Source organism: Arthrobacter arnarulunnguaqae, from assembly GCF_051262515.1.
Lineage (GTDB): Bacteria > Actinomycetota > Actinomycetes > Actinomycetales > Micrococcaceae > Arthrobacter_N.
In genome coordinates this window covers 71,036-93,787 of sequence record NZ_JBIMER010000010.1, presented here as the reverse complement: position 1 = coordinate 93,787, position 22,752 = coordinate 71,036, and the positions used below count along the sequence as shown (strand labels likewise).

Below are 22,752 nucleotides of genomic sequence, written 5' to 3'. Positions count from 1 at the left end.
CCCCGGCCACTCTCCGAATCCCGCTTCCCGTCCATACACCAACACTAGAAAACAGATACGATAGAATAGACCCCAAGACGCCCATCTGGGGAAAAGAGATGCTAATTTTGCGGCGAAGACTAACTGTGGGCGAGTCGACCACCTCTCGAACCGAACGCCGAACTTTCAGCTCCGGCTGTCATCACCTACGAACGTTCGCCAATCCACTGCGACTTTTCATCCTCATGCTCGCGCGCTCCGGAGGGGTGGCCCGGATGGCGTTCCATCCAGGCCGACTTTTCGTCCAACATCTCGGCGACCACGGACCACGTGTCGATACCCGACGGCGGATTGACACCCGCCGCACGGGCCATCCGTCGGCGCTGCGCCGCACCGCAGGCCACGAGCTCGTCGCCATCGATCCCCCGGTCCCACAACCAACGAGCGAGCGCCGTCGCCTTAACCAGACGGTTGGCGGCAGCTTTTTCCGAGTGCCTGAACGGATCCGGTTTCTCTGCCATGCTGTCCATTCTCCGTCACCCGTTCGGCCATCCGCACAGCGACCTGTTCGGCCCCCGGTTCCCCCACCGGCACGCGGCCACAACCCGGTCAGGGTTTCCACATGGTCGCCGGGTCAGAATGTCCCATGAACCTCTTGGACGACGCGCATGTTCCCTCGCTGGGCTCCGAATCGGCACGCGGCGGTCCTTGGTACGCCACAACGCAGCGCTGGGTGCTGCCCGTGGCGCTGCTGGCCGTTCTGGGCACCGGCATCGGCGCGCTCCACGTCGCCAACGACGAGGCGCCTGCCACCATGCTGGGCGCATCCAGCGCCGTCGACGGCGGACTGGCCCGGATCAACGGGATCGTCCCCCTGGAAACGGACGGCTGGGAACCCCCGTCCGGCGTCGCGCTGCCCGGCACCGCCCGAGCGGGCGCCCACCGCGTCCGCGTGCTGCTGGAGTTGACCGCCCTGGACGCGGACGGCCTCGAGTTCGAGGCGTCCGACTACCGGATTCGGCATGTGGGTCCGGACAAACCAAGGCCCCTGTGGTCGTCCCCGGCGGAGCGGCAGGTCGGACAGGGCGGCAACATCCACGCGACCCTGATCTTCGAGATTCCGGACCGCGCCATCGAACTCGTTCTCGACGGCCCCGGCGACATGCGGCTGTCCCTCGGCACGGGACACCACTCCGGCGGACGCTGAACGCACAAGGAACAGGAGGTCCGGACGGTGCATACATACCCCTATCCGAGCGCGGACCTCTCCGCGTTGGAGCAGGCGCGCGTGGTTCGCGACCTCCGCGGCGACGTCATCCAGGTTCTGGCCGGCCTCGCCTATGCCCTCGAGGCCGAGGAGGCCGCCGCAGGTCGAGGCAACCAGCCCGGGCTCCTGGCGCCGGCGCACACGGTGCTCACGGAGAGTATCGAAAAGCTCCAATCGCTGTCCGACTCCTTGCGCACCCCGGATCTCGGCCGCGTAGGCCTCCCCGAGACCCTGGCGCGTCTCACGGACTCCCTCACCGTGGATGGTGGCGTCCGCGCGGCCCTGACCGTGCGGGACGCGCAGGGCCTTGGACCCGAACGCTCCCGCGCGTGCTACCGGGTGGCGCGCGAGGCGCTTTCCAACATCGCCCGGCACGCTCGTGCGGGGAACGTCTGCGTCGCGGTCACCTGTCGGGACGGCCAAACGGTCCTGACCATTCGGGACGACGGCGTCGGGTTCGACGCCGACGCCGTTCCGGCCGAGGGCCGGCTGGGTCTGCGCATCATGGGCGTCGCCGCCGCCACAGCCGGAGGAGTTGTCCACATCCGGTCGTCGTTGTGCGGTGGAGGCACGTGCGTCTCGGCCGTCTTCACGGGCGCGGAACCAGCACCGTGGAGGTGACGGCGGCAACCGGTACGCTGCCGAAGTCCCTGGAGTCGATGGACGCCGCCCGGTTGTCGCCCAAGAGGAACACGTGTCCGTCGGGAACCTCGACCGGTCCGAAATACGTCGCGTCGATACGGCTGGCGTCGACTCCGGGTTCGCGCACGGTCAGCCCGTCCACGACGAGCAGTCCGTCGCGGATGGCGACGCTTTGACCGCCCACCGCCACCACTCGCTTGAGCGCGCGGCCGCCGTCGTCCGGTGTCTCGAAGACAACCAGGCGCCCGACGGCGACGCCGCCGAGGGACGGACCCAGGCTGAACGTCAGGACCGTACTCCCCACCGGAACCGCGGGCTCCATGCTGTCCGACGCGACCGTCAGCGGCTCGAACACCCAAAGGCGCAGCGCCAGGACCAGCGCGAGAACGCCGAACGCGACGCCGGTTTTCAGTCGGTGTCCCATTGTGGCGCCGCGGCCAGGATCGGATCGTTGACGTCGGGGTCGTTCTCCTTGAGGCCGACGCGGAACTGCACCATCATGTCGTGGTCCTCGTGCGCCAGGTTGTGGCAGTGCACCATGTAGCGGCCCTTGTGGGGACCGAACTTCATGAGCAACCTGACTTTCTCGCCCTCTCCGATGTAGACGACGTCCTTCGGGCCCTGTTCGTAGGCGAACGCGGGACGGCCGTTGCGGCTCAGGACCCTGAAGTCGACCAGATGGATGTGCATCGGGTGGAACCACCCGCCGGACTTGTTCTCGATCTCCCAGATCTCCGTCGCGCCGAGTTCGACATCGGCGAAGACCTTCTTGTAGCCGCTGGCGATGACGTCTTGCCAGCTCGTCCCGCTGAGTGTCCAGAGGTTGGTGTCGTCGTCGCGCTGCACACGCATGTAGCGCCTCTTGGTCGCGTCCCCCTCCTTCAGCGCCATCACCTCGTTGGCAACATCCAGGTCCGTGGGGATCCGGTTCCACGTGGGATCGGCTGTGTCCACGGGGGCGTCGATCACGTCGAAGGCCATAATCTTGTTCGTGTGGTCGTAGTCGACATTGTTCTTGTTCGAGAGGTTGTTCAGCACCACCCGCTGCCCCGTCGCATACCTGCGGAAGTCGATGAGCACCTCGTAGCGTTCGGCTCCGCCATGGCGCCATGACGCAACGCCCTGGGAACGGGGCATCAGCCCCCCGTCGGTCGCGACCATCACCATCGGGTCGCCGGTGCTGAGCCTCGGCCGGAGCGAGCGCGAGATGCAGCAGTTCAGGATGCGGAACCGGTAGACGCGCTTCTGGACCTTCATGACCGGCCACGGCCTCCCGTTCACCAGGATGACGTCGCCCCACAGGCCGGAGTGGGAGTTGTCGTCGTAGCCCAGCGTCCCGTCCGCGGCGAACATGGCGTCGGAGATCGTCAGTCCGACGTCGAATTCGCCCTGTGGTAGCAGCCTGCGCTCTTGCGGATCATGCATGCGGTACTGCGCCGCCAAACCCGAATAGGCGTTCTGCGCCGTGAAGTGCACCCCGTGGTCGTGGTACCAGAGCGTCCTGGCCGGCTGGAAGTTCGGATAGCGGTAGTCCTTCTGGAAACCCGGGTTGGTGACGTCGGATGCGTAGCCGTCGTATTGCGGCAGCGATGCCGATCCGTGCAGGTGGGTTGATGTCGCCAGCACGTGCCCGTCGCGCGGATCCGTCGCGGGCAGCTTGTTGCGCACGCGCAGCACGGCCTTGGTGCCGCGTTCGACGCTGATCGTCGGCCCCGGAAAGATGCCGTTGTAGCCGAGGATCGGGGTCTGCAGGCGGGGCAGGATCTGTGCCATTGCCTGCTGTTCGACCACCGAGTAGTAGTTGACCGGCGCGCCGTCCACCGGGTCGATTCCCGTCGAGCTCGGCCGCAGCGACGGGGCCTGGACGAAAGCCGTCCGGAACGGCCGCGGCATCTCGGAGTCCTTCAGCCTGCTGGCGGATTTCGCATCGACCGTGTCCCAAGGCACCGCCGCTGCTCCCATGCCGACGACCCCCAAGCCGCCCAACAGAAGGACTTTCCTTCTAGAAATATTCATCTTCTCCCCGCTCCTTACGCCCCCCGCGCTTCCCCAGCCACGGTCAGCATGCTCCTCGGTTCTTGGGAAAAACTTGACCACCATTTGACAGGCTCAGTTCGGCGCGGAAACGGGCACGACGGCGGGGCGTCCGGCCGCGTCGTTTGCGACGGTGGCGGTCACGGTTGTTCCGCGTCCGGGTTCGGACCGGACCTCCAGCGTCCCGTCGGCCGCCGCGGCGATATCCCGCAGGATGCGCAGGCCGAGGTGTCCCCGGGGTGACTCGGTGTGCGGGTCGAAGCCCACGCCGTCGTCGTGCACGGTCAAAACGGTGTTCCCGCCGGTCGCGGCGAGGGACACGTCGACATTGGAAGCGCCGGCGTGCTTGGCCGCGTTGGCGATCGCCTCGCGCGCGACGCGGTGGAACATGGTGGCCCGTTCGTTGGAGAGCACCTTGATCACTGGCACGTTCAGCGTCACGCCCGTGCCGCTCGCGGCGAGCGAATCGGTGAGGGCGGCGATGGCCTCGGGCAGGGCATCGCCGTCGAGCGTGGGCGAATAGAGGGACGAGGTGATGCCGCGCAGTGTTCGGATGCTGTTGCGCAGGATGGCGTGCGGCGGCGAAACCACCCCGACGTTTCCGCCATGAGCGGCAAGGTCGTCCGCCTCCAACGCGTAGGAAAGCCCGGAGAGCTCTTGGATGACGTCGTCGTGGAGGTCGCGTGCCAGCCGGGAGCGCTCCAACTCCCCCGCGTCCACCGCGTGCTGCAGCAGCCGGCGCCGGTCCAGTTGGTGCGACTGCACGCGCCGCGCCAGCTGGATGGCCGGGAAGAGCTGTGCCGCCTGGAGCGCCACCAGGGCCAGCAGGATGGTTGGCGCCGTCGTCAACAGCACGGAGGCCTGCTCCCGGCGGACCACGTCGTCGTCGAAATACGCCTCGAAAATCAACGGTTGGCCCGTCACCGACGAGGACGCCACATAGACCTCCACGAGTTCGCCCTCGTGCGACTCGAATTCGTTCTCGAGCTCCAGCTGGCTCTCGATGCTGGCGGTCGCAGGACCGCCACCGAGGAGTTGCGCCGCCCAGTCCTCCAGCTCGAACGTCTGGCCGATCAGCTCTGTCTGGTCCGAATAGACGATCCGTCCGTCCGCGGTCCACACCTTGATGCGGCGGATTGCCTCGTCGTCCACCCATGGCGCGAGTCGCTCCTCCATGGCCCGCAGGGCCTCCGGCTCCGCTGCCAGCAGGTTCTCTGTGACCAGCGGACCGATCGCGTAGTCCGCGAGCCGTTGCGTCATGTCTATGGCGTTGTCCAGCGCATGGTCCTCCGCGACGGCGCGGATCCACAGGACAACGGGCGTGGCGACCACCACGAGAACGAGGAGTCCGGCCACGAGGAAGCGGTAGACGGCGGACCGCACCGTCGGTTGTCGGCGCGGAACGCGGCCCTCGAATTCGTTCTTCGGCGGCGCGGGCCTAGGCATTGTGCGCCGCGGGAAGAAGACCCATCCTGGAAGCCGTGACCACGGCTTCGAGTTGCGAGTGGACGCCGAGCTTCGAGTGGATCGCCTTGATGTAACCGCGACAGGTATGGGTGGAGATTCCCAGGCGGGCGGCATTGGTGCGCACGTCTCCGCCGCCGGCCATCAGCCGCAGGACGTCCAGCTCGCGGCGCGTCAAAACGCCGGCCGACGCCGACCGCCGATTCGCACGGCTTCTCGCCTGGGCCAAAAGTGCCGGGTGAACCACCATGGTTCCGCCGCGGGCCCGCCGCAACGTGTCCAGCATGGTTGAAAGGGACCCGTCCTTTGGCAGAAAACCGCAGATCCCGAGCTCCGCCGCGCGCTCCAACGCATCCGGTGTTGGGTCCCCGGTTAACATCACGATGCATGCCTCCGGGTAGGCGGACAGGATACGCTCCGCGCATTCGAGCCCGTTGCCGTCGGGCAGGTGGTAGTCCATAACCACCATGTCCGGGCGGAGCTCCAGGCACAGCCGCACACCGTCCTCGACGGTTTTGGCAATGCCGAGACACCGCAGGTCGGGTTCCCGGCCCAACGCGCCGATCAATAGCTCGGCAAACGTGGTGTGGTCATCCACCACCACAATGCTCATTGTTTGCGGCGCTGCCGCCGTGTCCACGACCATGAGAAGTCCCCCGGCATCGATTCCCCAAACCGTTGCCCCACCCCAAGCGGAGCAACGAGTGCCCCCAGTATCCACCGCGCGGGGAGAACCGCATAGGGCGGGAGACCAGTTATTGACGATAATTTTCTGTGGAACGGGGAATCCTCACGCCACCGCCATGGCGCGCTGCAGATAGCGTCGGACGACGACGCCGGCTTCCTGGAAGTCCCGCCACGCCGAACTCCCCGCGCGCGTCCCCGACTCGCCGTCGTCCGCGCCGTCGCCGACCCCACCGGCGCTCATGCGGTCCTGGAGCGTCAACAACGCCGCGAGGACGTCGCCGAACTCGCTCTGGGCTTCTGCCGTCGCCTTGAGCATCCGCGCCTGGGCGTCGCGCAACACCGGTCCCGGCGCGCAACCGAGTTCGTCGGACAGCAAGCGCCGGCAGCTCTCGTACGTGCGCAGGCCCTCCACGGGCCGTCCTGCGCGTTCGCTGGACAGGACCAAAACGGTCCACGCGCTTTCGTTCAGCGGCTCGGCGTCGATGACCGCATGCGCCCAGCCTGCCGCCTCGTCCAGCTTGCCGAGCCCCAGCGCCGTCTCCGCGGCGAGGACGCGCGCGGCGGTGGTCCGAGAGGCGTGGAAGTGGCGCTCGCTCTCCGCCCAGTTGGGCAGGAACTCATTGCCGAGCAGCGGGCCCGTCGCGAGCGCAAGGGCTTCCGTCAGCAGTCCGTAGGCCACGGCGGGTTCGGAATGCTCGGCCGCGCGGAGCCGAGTCTCGAACCGGTCCAGGTCCAAGTCGACCCACGCGCGGTCCAGCACGTAGCCGCCGGTGGTGGTGCGCAGCGGACCCGACTTGCCCATCCCCGGCTGGAGCCGCCTTCTCAAGACGCTGACGTAGCTCTCCAGGGTGGACACCGCCGCGTTCGGCGGTTCACCCTCCCAGAGCAGTTCGATCAGTCTCGACTTCGAGACCGGTCGTCCCAGCTGCAGCAGCAGGATCTCCAGGATCTGCCGGCATTTGGGCCCTCCGAGCTCCTGTGATCCCAAGACTTCTTCTCCCCGGCGCACCCCAAGCGTGCCGATGATCTGCGCGGACAGTCGTGCCTGCGGCACGGTTGTTGTCTGGCCTCGCACCCCAATGATCGATTCCATGACTCCCCCTCCTCCAAGTGCCTCCATCCTGCCGGGCGGCCCGGAGAGCGGTAAGCCCCGCTTGGGGGGTGGGACACCCCAAAAGTGGGGGGTGCCCGTGGATGTCGGTTGCAATTGGCGGTGTCATGCAGAGGCCGCCTGCACCACCCGGTGGGCGTGGGACAGACGGCTTCTGGTTGTGTCTGCGGATGGCTTGCGGTCGGTGCCCTGTGGCGGTGGCCGCAGGGCACCTCGCCGTCATCTCACCGTGGTGAAGATCCAGCTTCCGGTGCGCAGCGGGGTTCCCTGCGTATCACGAATGGCGGTGCTGCCCCCCACCAAACGGGCGATGTAGCGCGTGCCCCTGGCGAGGTTGACGGCCGGGTTCAGTGTTGCTGTTCTCGTCGTGGCGTTGTAGCTGACGGTTCCTCGGATAGCGGCGCCAGTCGTCGCGTTCCTCAGCGTGAACGTGGTGGCGCTAACTCCGACGACGGCTTCGCTGAAGGTGGCTGTGACGTTGCCCGCCACCGCTACCTGCACCGCGTTGACGGCCGGCGTGCGCTTGATGACGCGTGGTGCAGCCGTGGTCGTGAACTTCCAACTGGTCGATGCGAGCGGACGGTTCGCCAAGTCTCGTATGCCTGTCGGTCCTCCGATGAGCGACGCCGTGTAGACGGTGTTCGGTAGGAGGGCCGCCGTCGGGTTGATCGTGGCCCAACGCGACAGGTGGCTGTAGGTCACCGTTGCGGGAATCACGGTTCCTGCGGGGTTCTTCAAGGTAAAGGTCCTCGTGGAAGCGCCCTGGATGAACTCGTTGAAGCGGACCGAAACGTTGGCACCGGTCCCCACATTCGTTGCGTTGACCGCGGGCGTGCGCGTTGATATCACCGGCGCAACGGTGTCGGCGCTCCCGATCCGAACCGTACGGCTGGCGATCGCGCCCACGTTCCCGGCGATGTCCACCGAACGGACGTCAAACACGTACGTGCCGTTGACCTGTGCGTCATACGTCTTGGCCGCCGCGCAGTTCTGTTCCCACGCGGAATTGCTGGGCAACAGCCGGCACTGGAACGTCGCCCGCGCCTCGTTGGCCCGGGAATTCAGCGTCGGTGTGTTGTCCAGGCTCGGCGTTGACGGGTACGGGGCCACGATGCTCGTCACCGGCGCCACCGTGTCCACTGTCATGGTGAGCGTCGGAGAGGTCAGGTTCGCGGTCCGGGCCTGGACGCGGTGGATGCCGCTGGTCAGGGCCGTCGGGAGGCGGAGCGAGTATGTGCCTCCGGCCGTGGCGACCCCGGAGGCCGCCGGCGTCGTCGAGCCGTCCACCAGGAGTTGCACGGTGGTGCCAGCCGCCGCGGTGCCGGTGAAGGTCGGTGTGGCACTGCGCGTGATGTTGTCCGTGCTCGAGCGGCCGGTGTCGCTGGCCACCGTCAGGTCCGGTGTGCTCGGCGCGCCGTCGCTGCCCGTGAACAGCAGGCCCTGGACGGTAAAGGTGCTGACGGTCAGCGTGTTGATGCCGGGGCCGCCCGCGTTGGGACCCGTCACGGTGACGAAGTTGTTGCCGGACGGTGCGCCGGTGACTTGGCGTGCAGTGTTGATGTCGCCGAGGGTTCCCGGGGCGGCGCCGACCTGGCGGATGAACGACGCCGTGCTTCCCACGGTGTAGTCGCCGAGGAACGCCGCGCCGACCTGGTTCCAATCGCAGGGAGTGGTGGGGGTGGGCGCGCAGACGCCGGAGTCCAGGGTGGCCTTGATGCGGCCGCCGACTTTGGGATCCGCCTCTGCGGTGAACGTGTGGACGCCGTAGGGGTGCGTCACCGTGTAGGCCTGGCCTGCGACGAGGTTGTCGATGAGGAAGCGAAGGCGTGCGAAGCCGATCTGCTCGCCGGCCACAACGACGTCGTTCGCGTGGGCAGCCTCGAGGGCCGCCTCGTAGAGGCCGAGGTTCCCTCCGCTCGCCTCGGCGGCGAACCAGAAGGCCTCCTCGGGGAAGTTGTCCGGGTAGGCCGCTGGAAGGTCCGGGTTGGGCGGCTCCACGAGGCAGCCGGCGCCGGCCATGTAGCAAAGCTGCAGCTTCGCCGTGCCGTCGGAGAACCAGGTGGGATACCCGTTCTGCGGGTCGACGGGTCCGACGCCGGCGACGTTGGCCGAGGCCGGTGCGATGGCAAGCGGCACGAGCGCGGCCGCCAGCAGTGCGGTGGTGGCGAAGCCGGCGACCGACTTGCGGAACGGCAACAAGTTCGTGGGTGGCTCTGGGATTACCAGGGCCCGTGCGCGGTTGAACATAACGACTCCTGCTGCAGGGAGTGCCCCCCTCTAGGCCGAAACGACATCCTCGCCGCCTCGTGGCTAGATTTCTAGTCGGCTTTCCCTATGAAAAACCTGTAGGGGGGACGCCTCGCCATCCCGCGGCGCGGCACTGTGCCCGGACAGGGGAAACGCACGTCCGCGGCATGTTGGGGGCCAGCCGTGGACGTGCGGGATCCGGGCCCGCGGTGTGCAGAGCCACCACGGGCCCGGATCGTCTTCAGTGCCAACGAGTGGGGGGTCGACTCGGACTTTCTGAAGACAAGACGACCTTCTCCCGCCGAGCTTGGGGATACCTTGGTGTCCTACGCCGGGCCGAGGCAAAAAAGAAAAACCCGTTGGATCCACCACCTGTGGGCGGATCCAACGGAGTGCGGCTGTGGAGCTTAGGGGAATCGAACCCCTGACCTTTTCATTGCGAACGAAACGCTCTACCAACTGAGCTAAAGCCCCGTGTCGCGGTTCCAGGGAAACGCAACATCCCTAAGGTTAGCGGCCAGCCGCCGCGCGGGCAAAAACGACCGGCGCATCCGCCGCAACGCCGCCCCGCAGGCGTGTTCCAGAGGCTCGTCCCGCGGCGCGGCTAGCGACGGGCCCTGGACAGGTCCCGCATGACGGCCCGCGCCGCGTTCCATCCGCCCATCCCGTGCACTCCCCCTCCGGGTGGCGTCGACGAGGAGCAGACGTACACCCCCGGGGTCCCCGTGTTATAGGGCCTCAGGGTGGGCACCGGCCGGAACACCTGCTGCAGGCCGGCCAGCGAGCCGCCGCCCACGTCCCCGCCCACCAGGTTCGGGTTCCACGATTCCAGTTCGCTCGGGCTGGTCTCCACGCGCCCGATGATCCGGTCCCTGAATCCGGGAGCGAACCGCTCGAGCTGGGCATCGATTCTCCCGCCCATGGGTTGCGTGCTGCCGTTGGGCACGTGCGCGTACGTCCACAGCACCTGCCTGCCCGCCGGCACCCGCGAGGGGTCCGCGCCGGACTGCTGGCTGACCAGCACGAACGGTTTCACCGGCGGCCGGCCGCTGTTCGACTCCCGCTCGGCGGCCACCAGCTCGTCCAGCGTCCCGGCCACGTGGACGGTTCCGGCGCCCGCGGTGCGCGGGTCCGACCACGGCACGGGACCGTCCAGCAGGTAGTCCACCTTGAAGACGCCGGTCCCGTACTTCCATCGGCGCAGGTGCTTGCGGTACCGGTCCGTCAGCCCCGTTCCATCGAGCGCGAGCAGCTGCCGCGGCGTGAGGTCCAGCAGGACGGCGTCCGACGTCGGCAGTTGCCGCAGGTCCGTGACCGGGGAGTCCGTGTGGATCGTCCCGCCGTTTTCCAGCACGACCGCTGCCAGAGCGTCCGTGATCCGTTGCGTCCCGCCCTTGGCCACGGGCCACCCCGTGGTGTGCCCCAACCCACCGAACACGACCCCGAACGCGGCCGTCATCGGATGGCCAAGCGGTAGCGTCGAATGGGCGGCGGAGCCGGCGAAGAGCGCGCGGGCCGCCTCGGTGCGGAACACGGAGCGCGCCAACAGCGACGCGGGCCACGCGGCCCGGATTCCGAACGACGCCATGGTCAGCGGATGCGGCGGAACACCCATCAGCGGAACCAGGAGGTTCTCCAGCGCCTCCCGCGGACGTTGCGTCACCGGTTGGTGGAGGCGGAGCCACGCCCGCGCGTCCACGCCGAGGCTGCGTGCTGTCTCCGCCGCGTCGCGGTGCAGGATGGCGGAGGGCGCGTCGGGCAGCGGATGCGCCATCGGGTAGCGCGGATGGATCCATTCCAGGCCGCGCGCCTCCAGGCCGAGTTCGCGGAAGGCCGGGCTGCCGACGCCGAACGGGTGGGCTGCCGCGCCGAGGTCCGTGATGGTCCCCTCGCCGAGCAGGTCCGCCGACCGTGCGGCCCCCCCGATGGTTCCGGCCTGTTCGAAGACGGTCACCCGCATCCCCGCGACGGCAAGCCTCGCCGCGGCGGCCAGGCCGTTCGGTCCGGCCCCCACGACGACGGCGGCGCCCTCCATGCGCTGTGCGCTCCCCACTACCTGTCGTCGCTGGCCGGCGGCATGAACCGCCGCCGGTGCGTTTCGTTGTTGACGCCCCGGATCTGGCGCATCTGGTGCTCGGACCGGCGCTCCAAATCGGCCAGCAGTGCGGGATCGAGGCGCTTGTCCGCGTCGGCGAGCATGATCAGCGTCTCCCACATCATGGCCTTGGTGCGCACCATACCCACCAGGACGTCGAGTTCCAACTGCGTCATGCCCGCTTTCTTGGAGCGCAGGATGTTCACGGGATTGAACCGGCCCACGGTATTCGCCGCAAGCGTCAAAGCCTCCTTCACGGGACTCGGCTTGTATCCGAGCGCCGCCATGATGCGCAGCAGGTCGCGCTTGTCGGCGTCGATCTGCTGCACCAGGTCAAGGAAAACGGCGCGGTACTCGGTGCCGTCCCACGTGTCCGCCGCGGCCCTGAAGGCCTTCACGCCGGACTCGGACGCGAGCAAGTGCTCGTTGAGGTACGCGCTGTACAACTCGTGGTCGATAGTGGGAGTCTGCTCCGCCATGGGGGGGCCTTCCTCGATATGCCGGTGGGCTTGAACGCTACCGCCGCCGGCGGCGCCGCAACAGTCCTACGCGCCGTGGTCTTGTTCGACCGCGTCCCGTTCGGTTCCCGGGTCCACGGCGGAGCGCGACTCGCGGGCAGCGGAGTACTGCCGCTGGATGTACGCCTCGAGCTCGGCGCGCTCCACGCGCCACACTCCCCGGCCGCCGACCTTGATCGCGGGCAGGTCCCCGCTGCGCACGAGGGAACGGACCTGGGGCATGTTGACGTTCAGCTCCTCGGCCACATCCTCAAGACGCATGAATCTCATGATGACGAAGCTATCCCGACTTTCGGCCCCGATCCAGCCGGGACGCGCGAATGTGGACAAGCGAAGGGACCCGCGCGGCCGTGGCCGCGCGGGTCCCTTCGCTTGTATGCTCTTGTCGTTGCGGGCCTCGTGGGCCGTGCCGGGCCGCCGCGGGGTTGTCGCCGCGAACCGTCAACGCGCGGGTGCCGCGCTTGTGGCGCCGCCCCGCATCTGCGTCCAGTGAAGCAAGGATCGGTCATACCGCGCAACAGACTTGGGATTGACTGGTCATTATGCCTAGTCTGGAGACGGTCAGGGCGCGCCATCTGGTCACTCTGACCGGATTCGCAGTACACCCCCCGACGCAACCGGGTTCGCCAGCCCTAGGAGACCCATGACCCCCGACACGTACAAGCTCGACGAGACGGACCGGCGGATCCTCTCCGCCCTCGACGACGACCCGCGCATCCCCGTCATGATGCTGGCCCAGCGCCTGGGGCTCGCCCGCGGCACCGTGCAATCGCGCCTCGAGAAGCTCGCGGGCTCCGGCGCGCTGCGCCCCAACAGCAGCCGCATCACGCCGGCCGCGCTGGGCCGGGGGGTCTCGGCTGCCGTCAGCGCCGAGCTGGACCAGTCCCAGCTGAACGAGGCCATCGAGGCCCTGCGGAAAATCCCGGAGGTGCTGGAGTGCTTCGCGCCCGCCGGGGACACCGACCTGCTGATCCGGGTGGTGGCCACGGACCCGGACGACCTCTACCGGGTCAGCGAGGAGATCCGCTTCTGCCCCGGCATCACCCGCACGTCCACGTCCATGTTCCTGCGCGAGGTCATCGGCTACCGGACCACGGGACTGCTAGGCCTGCCCGCGCGGTAGTTCCCCGCCTGGCCGCAGCGCGGCAGGTCCCGCTAGGCGACTGCGCCCACCGCCGCCGCCGTCACCCGGTCCGCCATGGACTTGAAGATGACCCCGTGGAACGGAAGCACGGCCAGCCAGTAGGCGCGCCCGGCCAAACCGCGCGGGAGGAAGATGGCCCGCTGCCGGTAGACGCTGCCGCCGGAATCCGCCGGATCCACGGACAGCTCCAGCCACGCTCCCCCGGGGACCTTCATCTCCGCGCGCAGCAGCAGCGCCCGCCCGGGTTCCAGCGATTCGACCCGCCACCAGTCCACGACGTCGTTGAACCGCAGCCGGTCCCGGCTGCGGCGTCCGCGTTCTAACCCCACCCCGCCGGCCACCTTGTCCATCAGCCCGCGGACGGACCAGGCCAAGGGCAGCGAGTACCAGCCGTTCTCCCCGCCGATGCCCTCGATCACCTTCCACACCTGCTCCGGCGTCGCGCTGGTCGCCCGTTCGCGCGCATCCGTGAACACCGTGCGCCCGGCCCACTCCGGATCGCTCGGAAGCGGTTCGGCCGGTTCGCCGATCGCGTGGGCCGTGGCCCACGACGTCTCCACGGCGCCCGCCTCGATCTTGATCAGCGCCAATTCGACCGCCTTGAGGTAGCCGGTCGGGCCTCCCTCGGGCGGCGGGATCACGGCGTCGATTCCGTGTTCGCGGACCACGCAGTCGTGCTGCAGCGATTCGACGAGCGGGATCGCAAGGCTGCGCGGAATCGGCGTCACCAGGTTCACCCACTGCGCGGCCAGCCACGGCGTCAGCACCGGCAGCGCGACCACCAACGGCTCGCGGAGCCCGGCCACGCGGGCGTAGCCGCGCATCATCTCGGCGTACGTCAGGACGTCCGGCCCGCCGACGTCGAACGTCCCGGACACCTCCGCCGGGACGTCGGCCGCGGCCGTCAGGTAGTGCAGCGCGTCGCGCACGGCGATGGGCTGGATCCGGTTCTCAACCCACCGCGGCGCGGGCATCACCGGGAGCACGTCGGTCAGGTGGCGCACCATCTCGAAGCTCGCGGATCCGGAGCCGATCACCAGGCCGGCCTGCAGCACCATGGTGGGCACGCCGGATCCCAGCAGGATCTCCCCCACCTCGGCGCGCGAGGCCAGATGCCGGCTGAGTTCACCGTCGGGGTGCAGCCCCGAGAGGTAGACGATCCGGCCGACGCCGGCGTTGCGCGCGGCGGACGCCGTGTTGAGCGCGCACTTGCGTTCGGTGCGCTCGAAGTCGGCGGCGCCCGCGCCCCCCATGGAGTGCACCAGATAGTAGACGACGTCGGTGCCCTCGACCAGCGCGGTCGCGGTGCCGGCGTCCTCGAGCGAACCCTCCACGACGTCGACGGCGGAGCCCCACGGCACGTCACGCAGCTTGGAACCGTCCCGGGTCAGCACTCGGACCGTGTGCCCGCGTTCGAGCAGGAGCGGCACCAGCCGCCCGCCGATGTAGCCCGTCGCACCGGCGACCGCGACGACGCTCACCGCCGCGTCCCGTGCATCACGGCGAGCCGCCGGCTGTGTTCGGTCCGGGCCCGGGGCGTGCGGCGGGCCAGGAGCGTCGCGACCACCATCAGCACGGCGGCCGCACCGGCCGTCCAGGCGATCGGTTGGGAGACCGTTCCGCCGTCGAGCCGTCCGACGCCGATCCACGCCAGTCCCCAGACGATGGCCGCGGCGGGAGCCAGGCGTCCGCCGGTGTAGAAGGCGAGCGCGGTGCCGGCGGCCAAGGCAAGCGCCAACACGATTCCGGCGGCGACGGGCACGGGAAGGCCTAACGCCGCGAACCCGAGGGATGCCAGCCAGGCGGAGACGTTGGCCACGGTCGCGACCATCACCCATCCGAGGTACAGCCCGAACGTGCCGTCGACGACGATCGCGTCCAGCGCGCTGCCGACCGGCCGCGCCACGAGCAGGACCATGATGCGGGCAAGCACGGCAAGCAGGAGGAGCATGACCAGCACGCTCACGGCCAGCCATCCGGCCTGGGCCACCCAGATCCAGGCGGCATTGAGCACCACCGAAGCCGCGGTCCAGGGGCGGAGCGCGCGGTGCCGCTCCGAGCGCAGCCGGGAGGGCAGGAGCTGGACCGCCGCGTAGACCACGAGTCCGGCGTAGACGACGCTCCAGATCGAAAACGCTCCGCCCGCGGGCGCCAGGGGCGTGCCGTCGGCGGACAGCCAGCCGCCGGCAGCATCCTGGATGGGCGTTCCGCCCAGCGCGCCGCTGCCGAGAAAGGCGAAAACTATCGATGCCGCGACGCAGGCGGCAACCGCCCACGCCGCCGCTTTCCTGCCCAGTGGTTCGCTGTGCCCCATGCCGTGCGCTCCGTTCCTCGGTGTTTTCCCCATCAAGTTCTACCGGCACACTGTCGACCGACACCATGTCTACCGGCCGTCGCTCGACAAATCAATGTCATTCCACGAGTATGTTTCTAGAAATTCTAACTACCTTGACGGGAGAGCATGGAACCCGAACGGCCCGCCTTCACTCCTCCCCGCGTGCACGCGGCCAGCCACCGCCTGCGCGAGGTCCTGGTGTTGAACGAGCTCATGGAATACCGGATGCGACTCCACCTGAACATCAACGAGACCGATTTCCAGGCCATGCAGCACCTCATGCGCGCGCGCTCGATGAGCCCGGGCGAACTCGCCCGCGCCGTGCACCTCACCAGCGCCGCAACCACCACCGTCGTGGATAGGCTGGTGGCGGCGGGACACGCTCGGCGCGTTCCGCACGCCACCGACCGGCGCCGCTGGCTGGTGGAGCCGACGGAGTCCACCATCCGCGAGACCATGGAGCAGCTCATGCCGATGATTCTGGAAACGGACACGGTCGTGTCGGGCATGGACGACGCCGGCCAGGCCGCCGTCGTGACCTACCTCGACTCCGTCGTCGCCGCCATGAGGGATCGCGCCGCCGAAATGGCCGAGGCGGAAGAACCGCATGCCGACACTGGCGGCCCGGCATGGAACTGACCCGCACCGAGGACTACCGCGCCGCCGTCCGGCGCGAACTCGAGGCCGAGGTCCGCGCCTCGCGCCGGCACCCCGGCATCGCATCACCCAACTTCGAAACGCTCTGGTCCCGGCTTGAGGGCACGGTCGCGGGCGGCAAGTGGCTGCGCCCGCGGCTGGTCCACTTCGGGTTCCGGGCCTACGGCGGCACGGACCACCGCTCGTGCGCCCGGCTGGGCGCCGCCTTCGAGATGCTGCACGCGGCCCTGCTGGTGCACGACGACGTCATCGACCGCGACTTTGTCCGTCGCGGCGCGCCCACGGTCGGCGCCCTGTACCGGGACGAGGCGGCACTCGCCGGGTTCGGCCGCGAGGAGGCCGAGCACGCCGGGCACTCCGCGTCGATCATCGCCGGGGACCTGCTGCTCGCCGGAGCGGTCAAGCTCGCGGCGACCGCCGGGGCCGCAGTCGGCCGGACCGGCGAGATCGTCGACGTCGTCCACGGCGCCATCCAGGCGTCCGCGGCCGGCGAGCTGGACGACCTCCTGTTCTCCCTGGCGCCCGAGGCCGTGGAACTCGACCAGGTGCTGACCATGGAACGTCTCAAGACGGCCGCCTACTCGTTCGAGGCGCCGCTGCACGCGGGCGCGCTGCTGGCCGGCGCCGAGGAGGCCGACGCCGCCCGGCTGGGATCGATCGGCCGCCGCATCGGCACGGCCTACCAGGTGGTCGACGACGTCCTCGGCACCTTCGGCGACCCGGCCACCACCGGCAAATCAATCGAGTCGGACCTCCGCGGCGGCAAGCGCACGGTGCTGACGGCCTTCGCGTCCGCCGACCCGGAGTTCACCGCCGCGTGGGACGCCTACCGGCGTTCGGAATCCGGCGTGGCGCCGGTACGCGAGGCCCTGCGGGCCAGCGGCGCCGAGACCCGTGCCCGCGCGCTGGCCGCGGGCCTCGTCTCGGCCGCGCTCGAGGAGGCCGCCGGCCTCGGCTTGGATCCGGCACGCCACGCCGAACTCGAATCCATCGCCCGCCACGTCCTGAACCGGGAGCACTAGAACCATGAAGACCCTCGGTCCGCTGGGACGCTATTCGGACGCCGCGACGCGCAGTGCCGGCGTCGTCATCTCCTGCTATTCGACGTCGTTCGGCATGGCCTGCCGCCTGCTCGGCGGGGACGCGCGCCGCGGCGTCGAGAACATCTACGCGCTGGTGCGCATCGCCGATGAGGCGGTGGACGGCGCCGCGGCCGCCGCGGGACTGGACCCGGAGGCCGTCGCGGCCCAGCTCGACACCCTGGAACGCGAGACGGAGTCCGCCCTGGCCTGCGGCTACAGCACCAACCTGGCCGTGCACGCCTTCGCGGCCACGGCGCGCTCCCACGTGATCGGCACCGAGCTGACCCGCCCCTTCTTCGCGTCGATGCGCGCCGACATCAGCACCTCCCGGCACACGGACGACTCGCTGGGCGAGTACATCCACGGCTCGGCGGAGGTGGTGGGCCTGATGTGCCTGCGCGTGTTCCAGTCCATGCCCGGGGCCCTTAGCGGGCACGACGCCGAGCTCAAGCACGCGGCGACCCGCCTCGGCGCCGCGTTCCAAAAGGTGAACTTCCTGCGCGACCTCGCTGCCGACGGCGGCGAGCTGGGCCGCTCCTATTTCCCGGGTGCCTCCGCCGGGGAGATCGACGACGCCCGGAAGGCCGAGCTGGTCGCGGACATCCGCACCGACCTCGCCGCCGCCGAGGCCGGCATCGCGCTCCTCGCACCGGGAGCGCGCCGGGCCGTGGCCCTGGCCCACGGGCTCTTCGCGGAACTCGTCGACCGGCTGGACCGCGCGCCGGCCGCCCGCCTGCGCTCCGGACGGATCCGCGTTCCCGCGGCCGCGAAGGCCGCGGTCGCCGTCCGGGTCCTCGCGTTGCAGCCGGCGCACGGGGCACGCCGGTGACGGCGCCGGACGGACCCTGCGTGGTCATCGGCGGCGGCATCGCCGGGCTCGCCACGGCCGGTCTGCTCGCGCGCGAGGGGCACGCCACCGTGTTGCTGGAGAAGAACGACGGGCTCGGCGGCCGCGCCGGTCGGTGGGAGAAGGACGGCTTCCGCTTCGACACCGGACCGTCCTGGTACCTTATGCCGGAGGTGATCGACCACTGGTTCGCCCTGATGGGCACCAGCGCGGCCGCCGAACTGGATCTGGTGCCGCTGGAGCCGGCCTACCGGACGTGGTTCGAGGGGCACCGGGCGCCGGTCGACGTGCTCAGCGGGCGCGAACGGGCCGCCGCCCTGTTCGAGTCCATGGACGCCGGATCGGGCGCCCGGCTCGGCCGATACCTCGATTCCGCCGCGGAGACCTACCGCCTGGCCAAGGCACACTTCCTCTACGACGACTTCGCCAGCCTGCGAGGGCTGCTGCGCCCCGCCGTCGTTTCCCGCGTCGGCCGCCTGGGCCGGCTGCTGCTGCAGCCGCTGGCCTCCTTCGTGTCCGGAAGCTTCAAGGACCCGCGCCAACGCCAGCTGCTGGGCTACCCCGCGGTGTTCCTCGGGACCACGCCGTTCCGGGCACCCGCGATGTACCACCTGATGAGCCACCTGGACCTGGCCGACGGCGTGCTGTACCCGCGCGGCGGGTTCGCCGCGCTGGTCGACGCCATGGAACGCGTGGCGCGCGCCGCCGGCGTCCGGATCACCACGGGCGCCACGGTGCGCGGCATCGAGACGGCGCCGGGGCCCGACGGCGAGCGCGTCGCCGGGGTCGTCTGGGCGTCCGACGACGGCGCCACGCACCGCCAGGAGGCGGGAACGGTCGTCGCCGCCGCGGACCTGCACCACGTGGAGACCGAGCTGCTGCCCGAGCGCCTGCGCACCCATCCGGAGAAGGCGTGGCGGCGCCGCGATTCCGGGCCCAGCGCCGTGCTGGTGTGCCTGGGCATCCGCGGCGGCCTGCCCGAACTCGCCCACCATAACCTGCTCTTCACGTCCGACTGGCGCGAGAACTTCGGCCGGATCGAGGCAGGGCGCGACCTCGCCGACGAGACGTCCATCTACGTCTGCCGCCCCAGCGCGACCGACGACGCCGTGGCGCCCGCCGGAGACGAGAACCTGTTCATCCTGGTCCCCTCCCCCGCGGACGAGTCCTGGGGAAGCGGCGGGCACGACGGCGGCGGGTCGCCGCGGGTGGAGCGGGTGGCGGACGCCGCGATCGACCAGCTGGCCGCATGGACCGGGGTCGGGAACCTGCGCGAACGCATCGCCGTGCGCCGCACGTACGGACCGGCCGACTTCGCGCGGAACGTCAACGCCTGGCGCGGCAGCGCCCTCGGCGCCGCCCACACCCTGCGGCAGTCCGCGTTTCTGCGGCCGGGTATCCGCAGCCGCAAGGTCTCCGGCCTGCTCTACGCCGGCAGCTCCGTACGGCCGGGAGTCGGCGTTCCCATGTGCATGATCAGCGCCGAGTTGATCCTCAAGGCGATGCGCGGGGACCGGACCGCGGGACCGCTGCCGGAGCCGGCATGATCTATCTTCTGGTGCTCGTCGCGCTGCTGGGGTGCATGGCGCTGCTCGATGCCCGCTTCCGCCTGTTCTTCTTCCACCGGCCCGGGCGGGCCGCGGTGGTCATGGCCGCGGGCGTCGCCTACTTCTCCGCGTGGGACGTGTGGGCGATCGCCGAGGGGATCTTCCTGCACCGCGACTCCCCGCTGATGACGGGGATCATGCTCGGCGAGCAGTTCCCGCTGGAGGAGGCGTTCTTCCTGGCCTTCCTCTGCTACCAGACCATGATCCTCTTTGCCGGAGCGCTGGCCTGGCTCCGGCACCGCGACGCGGGACGGGAGGCCCGACCGTGACGTTCCTGGCGCTCAACTCCGTGTTCCTCGGCCTCGCCGCGCTTGCGTGGATCGCCGCCTGGGCGGCCCGGCGGATCCGCCGCGGGGCGCCGGCCGCCGTCGCACTGTCCGTGGGTGCGCTCTTCGCGCTCACCGCCGTGTTCGACAACGTGATGATCGCCTCCGGCCTGTTCGACTACGGCGGCGACGCGCTCACCGGGATCCGCATCGGCCTGGCGCCGATCGAGGACTTCGCCTACCCGCTCGGCGCCGCGATCCTGCTGCCGGCGCTGTGGATGCTGCTCGCGCCCCGGGACGGGGCCGACCGGTGAGGGACCTCATCGCGACCTCGCGCCCCGTGTCCTGGGTCAACACCGCATACCCGTTCGCGGCCGCCTACCTGCTGGCCACCGGCGGGATCGACTGGATCCTGGTCCTCGGCACGGTGTTCTTCCTGCTCCCGTACAACCTGGCGATGTACGGCGTGAACGACGTGTTCGACTACGAGTCGGATCTCCGCAACCCGCGCAAGGGCGGCGCGGAGGGCGCCGTCGTGGACCGTTCGCGGCACCGGACCATCCTGTGGGCGTCGGCGGTCGCCGTCGTGCCGTTCGTGGCGGTGTTGGCGCTGGTGGGCTCGTGGACCGCGAACCTGGTCCTGCTGGCGAGCCTGTTCGCCGTCTACGCGTACAGCGCCCCGGGGCTGCGCTTCAAGGAGCGGCCCTTCCTGGACTCCGCCACCTCCAGCACGCACTTCGTCTCCCCCGCCGCATACGGCCTGGCGGTGGCCGGCGCGCACTACACGCCGGGCCTGTGGTGCCTGCTGGCGGCGTACTTCCTGTGGGGCATGGCCAGCCACGCGTTCGGTGCGGTGCAGGACATCGTGCCGGACCGCGAGGCCGGGATCGGCTCCATCGGCACCGTGCTGGGCGCGCGCCGGACCGTGCTGGCCGCGGCGGGGGCGTATGCGGCCGCGGGCCTGCTGATGCTGGGGACGCAGTGGCCGGGACCGCTGGCGGCGCTGCTCGCCCTGCCGTATCTGGCGAACGTGCTGCCGTTCGCGCGGCTCGACGACGCCGGGTCTCCCGCGGCGAACGCCGGCTGGCGGCGGTTCCTCTGGCTCAACTACCTCACGGGATTCCTCGTGACCATGCTGCTCATCTGGTACGCGGCGGTCCGCTAGTGGCGGTGCCGGGTCCTCGATGCCCGTTTCCGGGATTCGTTGACACCGCGGCCTCCCGCGGCGAGGGTGGGGAGGCAACCCATGACCAACCGAGAAAAGCCGGGGACCGACGCATGAAACAGGCGGACATCAACTTCTACTTCGACCCCGTGTGCCCGTTCGCGTGGATGACCAGCAAATGGGTGCGGATGGTCCAGGAACAGCGGGACTACAGCGTCCAGTGGAAGTTCATCTCGCTGCGGATCATCAACAGGGACATCGACTACGCCTCGCACTTCCCGGCGGAATACGAGGCCGGACACACCGCCGGCCTGCGCCTGCTCCGGGTGGCCGCGCGCGCACGCGAGGACCAAGGGCCGGACGCGGTGGCCCGGCTGTACGCCGCACTGGGCGGACGCATCTTCGACTCCGAACCCGCGGATGGGATCGAGGCGTCCGGCCTGGACCGCCGCGGCACGCGCGAATTCCTGAAACCCGCGCTGGCCGAGGCCGGCCTTCCCGCCTCGCTGGCCGACGCGCTGGAGGACGAGTCGTTGGACGCGGTGCTCGCCGCCGAGACCGAGGAGGCGCTCGGCCTCACCGGGAAGGACGTGGGGACGCCGATCATCCACTTCCAGCCCCCGGAGGGCGTGGCGTTCTTCGGCCCGGTGATCAGCAGGCTGCCCCGGGAGGACGAGGCCGCCGAACTCTGGGACCACGTGGTTGGCTTGGCCCGGTTCCCCGGCTTCGCGGAACTGAAGCGCAGCCTGCGCGAGTTGCCCCAGCTGCGGGGCCTCGGCGTGGACCCCGACGAGGTCGGAACGCAGGAGGACTGGCACGGCGGAAGCCGGCGCACCAAGAAATAGGGCGCCGGCTCAAGACCGCACAAACTCCAGCGGACGCACGTCCACCCGGTCGTCCGTTGCGGTGAGCACCGAGTTCTCCGGGACGGGGTGCCAACCGGGTCCGTCGTCGGTGGGTTCGCTCGCCACCGTGGTGCCGGTCCCGCCCGAGCGCCAGAAGAGGGTGTCCCCGACGGCGGTCGCCGCGATGCTCCGCCCGTCGGTAAGCAACAGGTTCAGGCGCGCGGGCGCATGTTCCAGCACCTTCGAGGCGGCCCCGGCCAGGGCCGCCTCCGGGGGTTGACCGGCGGCCAACGCCTCAAGCACCAGGGCCCAGACCAGGGCGGAATCCACCTGGGCCTCCAACCCCAGGAGGCGGGCCGCGGGAATCTCCGACGCGATCGCCTCGACCTCCGAGGGCCACCCCTCGATGCGGCCGTTGTGGCTGAACAGCCACGGCCCGTCGGCATAGGGTGCCGACGCGGACTCGTCCTGCGTCGTCCCGACGGTGGCGGAGCGCACCGCGGCGAGCACCGCCGTCGTCCTGGTGACCCGGGCGACGTCGGCGAAGGACGGATCCGCCCACATCGGCACCGCCCGCCGGTAGCGGGCGGGCCGCGGGTCCCCGTCCGCGTACCAGCCCACCCCGAATCCGTCGGCGTTGACGGTCCCGAACCTCTGCATCCGCGGAGCCCACGACTGTTTCAGCAGCCCGTGCTCCGGCGCCAGCACGACGTCGGCCAGGGACGTTGAGGGGCCGAGGAAAGCCAGGTGCCTGCACATG

The 22,752-nt window shown here is 69.8% G+C and carries 24 protein-coding genes and 1 tRNA gene; 11 read left to right on the top strand and 14 right to left on the bottom strand.

Annotation, left to right across the window (positions count from 1 at the left end; genetic code table 11):
• Window positions 1-185 precede the first annotated feature (185 nt).
• Window positions 186-500: a hypothetical protein gene (locus ACHAAJ_RS10895; protein ID WP_435728163.1), complete on the bottom strand. Its 315-nt coding sequence runs from the start codon at window positions 498-500 to the stop codon at window positions 186-188.
• A gap of 125 nt (window positions 501-625) precedes the next feature.
• Between ACHAAJ_RS10895 and ACHAAJ_RS10890 the strand changes: the two genes are divergently transcribed.
• Both ACHAAJ_RS10890 and ACHAAJ_RS10885 read left to right on the top strand, forming a co-directional pair.
• Entirely contained in the window at window positions 626-1,186 is a 561-nt protein-coding gene (locus ACHAAJ_RS10890; RefSeq protein WP_435728162.1) for a hypothetical protein, read from the top strand.
• A 27-nt stretch (window positions 1,187-1,213) separates the two neighbouring features.
• Complete coding sequence (locus ACHAAJ_RS10885) at window positions 1,214-1,867, top strand: sensor histidine kinase (protein WP_435728161.1); 654 nt, start codon at window positions 1,214-1,216, stop codon at window positions 1,865-1,867.
• Here ACHAAJ_RS10885 and lepB read toward each other — a convergent pair.
• The 10 genes from lepB to ACHAAJ_RS10835 all read right to left on the bottom strand — a co-directional run bounded on the left by lepB (window position 1,836) and on the right by ACHAAJ_RS10835 (window position 12,305).
• The gene (lepB, locus tag ACHAAJ_RS10880) at window positions 1,836-2,312 is read right to left on the bottom strand and encodes a signal peptidase I (RefSeq protein WP_435728160.1); all 477 of its coding nucleotides are present in this window, start codon (window positions 2,310-2,312) and stop codon (window positions 1,836-1,838) included. The genes ACHAAJ_RS10885 and lepB overlap by 32 nt on opposite strands.
• Complete coding sequence (locus ACHAAJ_RS10875; RefSeq protein ID WP_435728159.1) at window positions 2,297-3,904, bottom strand: multicopper oxidase family protein; 1,608 nt, start codon at window positions 3,902-3,904, stop codon at window positions 2,297-2,299. The genes lepB and ACHAAJ_RS10875 overlap by 16 nt, the downstream gene beginning before the upstream one ends.
• Window positions 3,905-3,997: 93 nt before the next feature.
• On the bottom strand, window positions 3,998-5,368 hold the full coding sequence (locus tag ACHAAJ_RS10870) for a sensor histidine kinase (protein ID WP_435728158.1): 1,371 nt from the start codon (window positions 5,366-5,368) through the stop codon (window positions 3,998-4,000).
• A complete protein-coding gene (locus tag ACHAAJ_RS10865) occupies window positions 5,361-6,032 on the bottom strand; it encodes a response regulator (RefSeq protein WP_435728157.1) in 672 nt (223 codons plus the stop codon). Before ACHAAJ_RS10865 ends, ACHAAJ_RS10870 begins: the two co-directional genes overlap by 8 nt.
• 144 nt (window positions 6,033-6,176) lie before the next feature.
• The gene (locus ACHAAJ_RS10860; protein ID WP_435728156.1) at window positions 6,177-7,166 is read right to left on the bottom strand and encodes an AfsR/SARP family transcriptional regulator; all 990 of its coding nucleotides are present in this window, start codon (window positions 7,164-7,166) and stop codon (window positions 6,177-6,179) included.
• A gap of 237 nt (window positions 7,167-7,403) precedes the next feature.
• Window positions 7,404-9,431: an Ig-like domain-containing protein gene (locus ACHAAJ_RS10855; RefSeq protein WP_435728155.1), complete on the bottom strand. Its 2,028-nt coding sequence runs from the start codon at window positions 9,429-9,431 to the stop codon at window positions 7,404-7,406.
• A gap of 401 nt (window positions 9,432-9,832) precedes the next feature.
• A tRNA-Ala gene (locus ACHAAJ_RS10850) sits at window positions 9,833-9,905 on the bottom strand.
• Between the two features lie 130 nt (window positions 9,906-10,035).
• Window positions 10,036-11,484: a phytoene desaturase family protein gene (locus ACHAAJ_RS10845; RefSeq protein WP_435728154.1), complete on the bottom strand. Its 1,449-nt coding sequence runs from the start codon at window positions 11,482-11,484 to the stop codon at window positions 10,036-10,038.
• Window positions 11,484-12,005, bottom strand: coding sequence for a hypothetical protein (locus tag ACHAAJ_RS10840; protein ID WP_435728153.1), 522 nt, complete (start codon window positions 12,003-12,005; stop codon window positions 11,484-11,486). The genes ACHAAJ_RS10845 and ACHAAJ_RS10840 overlap by 1 nt, the downstream gene beginning before the upstream one ends.
• A gap of 66 nt (window positions 12,006-12,071) precedes the next feature.
• Window positions 12,072-12,305 carry a helix-turn-helix domain-containing protein gene (locus ACHAAJ_RS10835; RefSeq protein ID WP_435728166.1) on the bottom strand — a complete coding sequence of 78 codons (234 nt, stop codon included), beginning with the start codon at window positions 12,303-12,305 and terminating at the stop codon, window positions 12,072-12,074.
• Between the two features lie 382 nt (window positions 12,306-12,687).
• Here ACHAAJ_RS10835 and ACHAAJ_RS10830 point away from each other — a divergent pair, with 382 nt between their 5' ends.
• Window positions 12,688-13,167 (top strand): Lrp/AsnC family transcriptional regulator, encoded by a 480-nt coding sequence (locus ACHAAJ_RS10830; protein WP_435728152.1) that lies wholly within the window; start codon window positions 12,688-12,690, stop codon window positions 13,165-13,167.
• Between the two features lie 32 nt (window positions 13,168-13,199).
• Here ACHAAJ_RS10830 and ACHAAJ_RS10825 read toward each other — a convergent pair whose 3' ends face one another.
• Entirely contained in the window at window positions 13,200-14,669 is a 1,470-nt protein-coding gene (locus ACHAAJ_RS10825; RefSeq protein ID WP_435728151.1) for an SDR family oxidoreductase, read from the bottom strand.
• Window positions 14,666-15,502, bottom strand: coding sequence for a TspO-related membrane protein (locus ACHAAJ_RS10820; protein WP_435728150.1), 837 nt, complete (start codon window positions 15,500-15,502; stop codon window positions 14,666-14,668). The genes ACHAAJ_RS10825 and ACHAAJ_RS10820 overlap by 4 nt, the downstream gene beginning before the upstream one ends.
• Window positions 15,503-15,649: 147 nt before the next feature.
• Between ACHAAJ_RS10820 and ACHAAJ_RS10815 the strand changes: the two genes are divergently transcribed.
• The 8 genes from ACHAAJ_RS10815 (at window position 15,650) to ACHAAJ_RS10780 (ending at window position 21,992) form a co-directional block, all read left to right on the top strand.
• Window positions 15,650-16,162: a MarR family winged helix-turn-helix transcriptional regulator gene (locus tag ACHAAJ_RS10815; protein ID WP_435728149.1), complete on the top strand. Its 513-nt coding sequence runs from the start codon at window positions 15,650-15,652 to the stop codon at window positions 16,160-16,162.
• The gene (locus ACHAAJ_RS10810; protein ID WP_435728148.1) at window positions 16,153-17,202 is read left to right on the top strand and encodes a polyprenyl synthetase family protein; all 1,050 of its coding nucleotides are present in this window, start codon (window positions 16,153-16,155) and stop codon (window positions 17,200-17,202) included. The genes ACHAAJ_RS10815 and ACHAAJ_RS10810 overlap by 10 nt, the downstream gene beginning before the upstream one ends.
• Before the next feature lie 4 nt (window positions 17,203-17,206).
• Window positions 17,207-18,091 carry a phytoene/squalene synthase family protein gene (locus ACHAAJ_RS10805; protein ID WP_435728147.1) on the top strand — a complete coding sequence of 295 codons (885 nt, stop codon included), beginning with the start codon at window positions 17,207-17,209 and terminating at the stop codon, window positions 18,089-18,091.
• Window positions 18,088-19,656: a phytoene desaturase family protein gene (gene crtI, locus ACHAAJ_RS10800; protein WP_435728146.1), complete on the top strand. Its 1,569-nt coding sequence runs from the start codon at window positions 18,088-18,090 to the stop codon at window positions 19,654-19,656. The genes ACHAAJ_RS10805 and crtI overlap by 4 nt, the downstream gene beginning before the upstream one ends.
• Window positions 19,653-19,985: a lycopene cyclase domain-containing protein gene (locus tag ACHAAJ_RS10795; RefSeq protein ID WP_435728145.1), complete on the top strand. Its 333-nt coding sequence runs from the start codon at window positions 19,653-19,655 to the stop codon at window positions 19,983-19,985. The genes crtI and ACHAAJ_RS10795 overlap by 4 nt, the downstream gene beginning before the upstream one ends.
• Window positions 19,982-20,296: a lycopene cyclase domain-containing protein gene (locus tag ACHAAJ_RS10790; protein WP_435728144.1), complete on the top strand. Its 315-nt coding sequence runs from the start codon at window positions 19,982-19,984 to the stop codon at window positions 20,294-20,296. Before ACHAAJ_RS10795 ends, ACHAAJ_RS10790 begins: the two co-directional genes overlap by 4 nt.
• Window positions 20,293-21,147 carry a prenyltransferase gene (locus ACHAAJ_RS10785; RefSeq protein ID WP_435728143.1) on the top strand — a complete coding sequence of 285 codons (855 nt, stop codon included), beginning with the start codon at window positions 20,293-20,295 and terminating at the stop codon, window positions 21,145-21,147. The genes ACHAAJ_RS10790 and ACHAAJ_RS10785 overlap by 4 nt, the downstream gene beginning before the upstream one ends.
• A 113-nt stretch (window positions 21,148-21,260) precedes the next feature.
• Complete coding sequence (locus tag ACHAAJ_RS10780; RefSeq protein WP_435728142.1) at window positions 21,261-21,992, top strand: mycothiol-dependent nitroreductase Rv2466c family protein; 732 nt, start codon at window positions 21,261-21,263, stop codon at window positions 21,990-21,992.
• 9 nt (window positions 21,993-22,001) lie between these two features.
• On the opposite strand, the gene egtC is transcribed toward ACHAAJ_RS10780, so the two are convergent.
• Window positions 22,002-22,751: an ergothioneine biosynthesis protein EgtC gene (gene egtC, locus ACHAAJ_RS10775; RefSeq protein WP_435728141.1), complete on the bottom strand. Its 750-nt coding sequence runs from the start codon at window positions 22,749-22,751 to the stop codon at window positions 22,002-22,004.
• Window position 22,752 lies beyond the last annotated feature (1 nt).

What these genes read in the sequence shown, in the direction of transcription:
- ACHAAJ_RS10895 (WP_435728163.1), bottom strand. Translation starts at nt 500, where the DNA reads ATGGCAGAGAAACCGGATCCGTTCAGGCACTCGGAAAAAGCTGCCGCC.
- ACHAAJ_RS10890 (WP_435728162.1), top strand. Translation starts at nt 626, where the DNA reads ATGAACCTCTTGGACGACGCGCATGTTCCCTCGCTGGGCTCCGAATCG.
- lepB (WP_435728160.1), bottom strand. Translation starts at nt 2,312, where the DNA reads ATGGGACACCGACTGAAAACCGGCGTCGCGTTCGGCGTTCTCGCGCTG.
- ACHAAJ_RS10875 (WP_435728159.1), bottom strand. Translation starts at nt 3,904, where the DNA reads ATGAATATTTCTAGAAGGAAAGTCCTTCTGTTGGGCGGCTTGGGGGTC.
- ACHAAJ_RS10870 (WP_435728158.1), bottom strand. Translation starts at nt 5,368, where the DNA reads ATGCCTAGGCCCGCGCCGCCGAAGAACGAATTCGAGGGCCGCGTTCCG.
- ACHAAJ_RS10865 (WP_435728157.1), bottom strand. Translation starts at nt 6,032, where the DNA reads ATGGTCGTGGACACGGCGGCAGCGCCGCAAACAATGAGCATTGTGGTG.
- ACHAAJ_RS10860 (WP_435728156.1), bottom strand. Translation starts at nt 7,166, where the DNA reads ATGGAATCGATCATTGGGGTGCGAGGCCAGACAACAACCGTGCCGCAG.
- ACHAAJ_RS10855 (WP_435728155.1), bottom strand. Translation starts at nt 9,431, where the DNA reads ATGTTCAACCGCGCACGGGCCCTGGTAATCCCAGAGCCACCCACGAAC.
- ACHAAJ_RS10840 (WP_435728153.1), bottom strand. Translation starts at nt 12,005, where the DNA reads ATGGCGGAGCAGACTCCCACTATCGACCACGAGTTGTACAGCGCGTAC.
- ACHAAJ_RS10835 (WP_435728166.1), bottom strand. Translation starts at nt 12,305, where the DNA reads ATGCGTCTTGAGGATGTGGCCGAGGAGCTGAACGTCAACATGCCCCAG.
- ACHAAJ_RS10830 (WP_435728152.1), top strand. Translation starts at nt 12,688, where the DNA reads ATGACCCCCGACACGTACAAGCTCGACGAGACGGACCGGCGGATCCTC.
- ACHAAJ_RS10820 (WP_435728150.1), bottom strand. Translation starts at nt 15,502, where the DNA reads ATGGGGCACAGCGAACCACTGGGCAGGAAAGCGGCGGCGTGGGCGGTT.
- ACHAAJ_RS10815 (WP_435728149.1), top strand. Translation starts at nt 15,650, where the DNA reads ATGGAACCCGAACGGCCCGCCTTCACTCCTCCCCGCGTGCACGCGGCC.
- ACHAAJ_RS10810 (WP_435728148.1), top strand. Translation starts at nt 16,153, where the DNA reads ATGGAACTGACCCGCACCGAGGACTACCGCGCCGCCGTCCGGCGCGAA.
- ACHAAJ_RS10805 (WP_435728147.1), top strand. Translation starts at nt 17,207, where the DNA reads ATGAAGACCCTCGGTCCGCTGGGACGCTATTCGGACGCCGCGACGCGC.
- ACHAAJ_RS10795 (WP_435728145.1), top strand. Translation starts at nt 19,653, where the DNA reads ATGATCTATCTTCTGGTGCTCGTCGCGCTGCTGGGGTGCATGGCGCTG.
- ACHAAJ_RS10780 (WP_435728142.1), top strand. Translation starts at nt 21,261, where the DNA reads ATGAAACAGGCGGACATCAACTTCTACTTCGACCCCGTGTGCCCGTTC.
- egtC (WP_435728141.1), bottom strand. Translation starts at nt 22,751, where the DNA reads ATGTGCAGGCACCTGGCTTTCCTCGGCCCCTCAACGTCCCTGGCCGAC.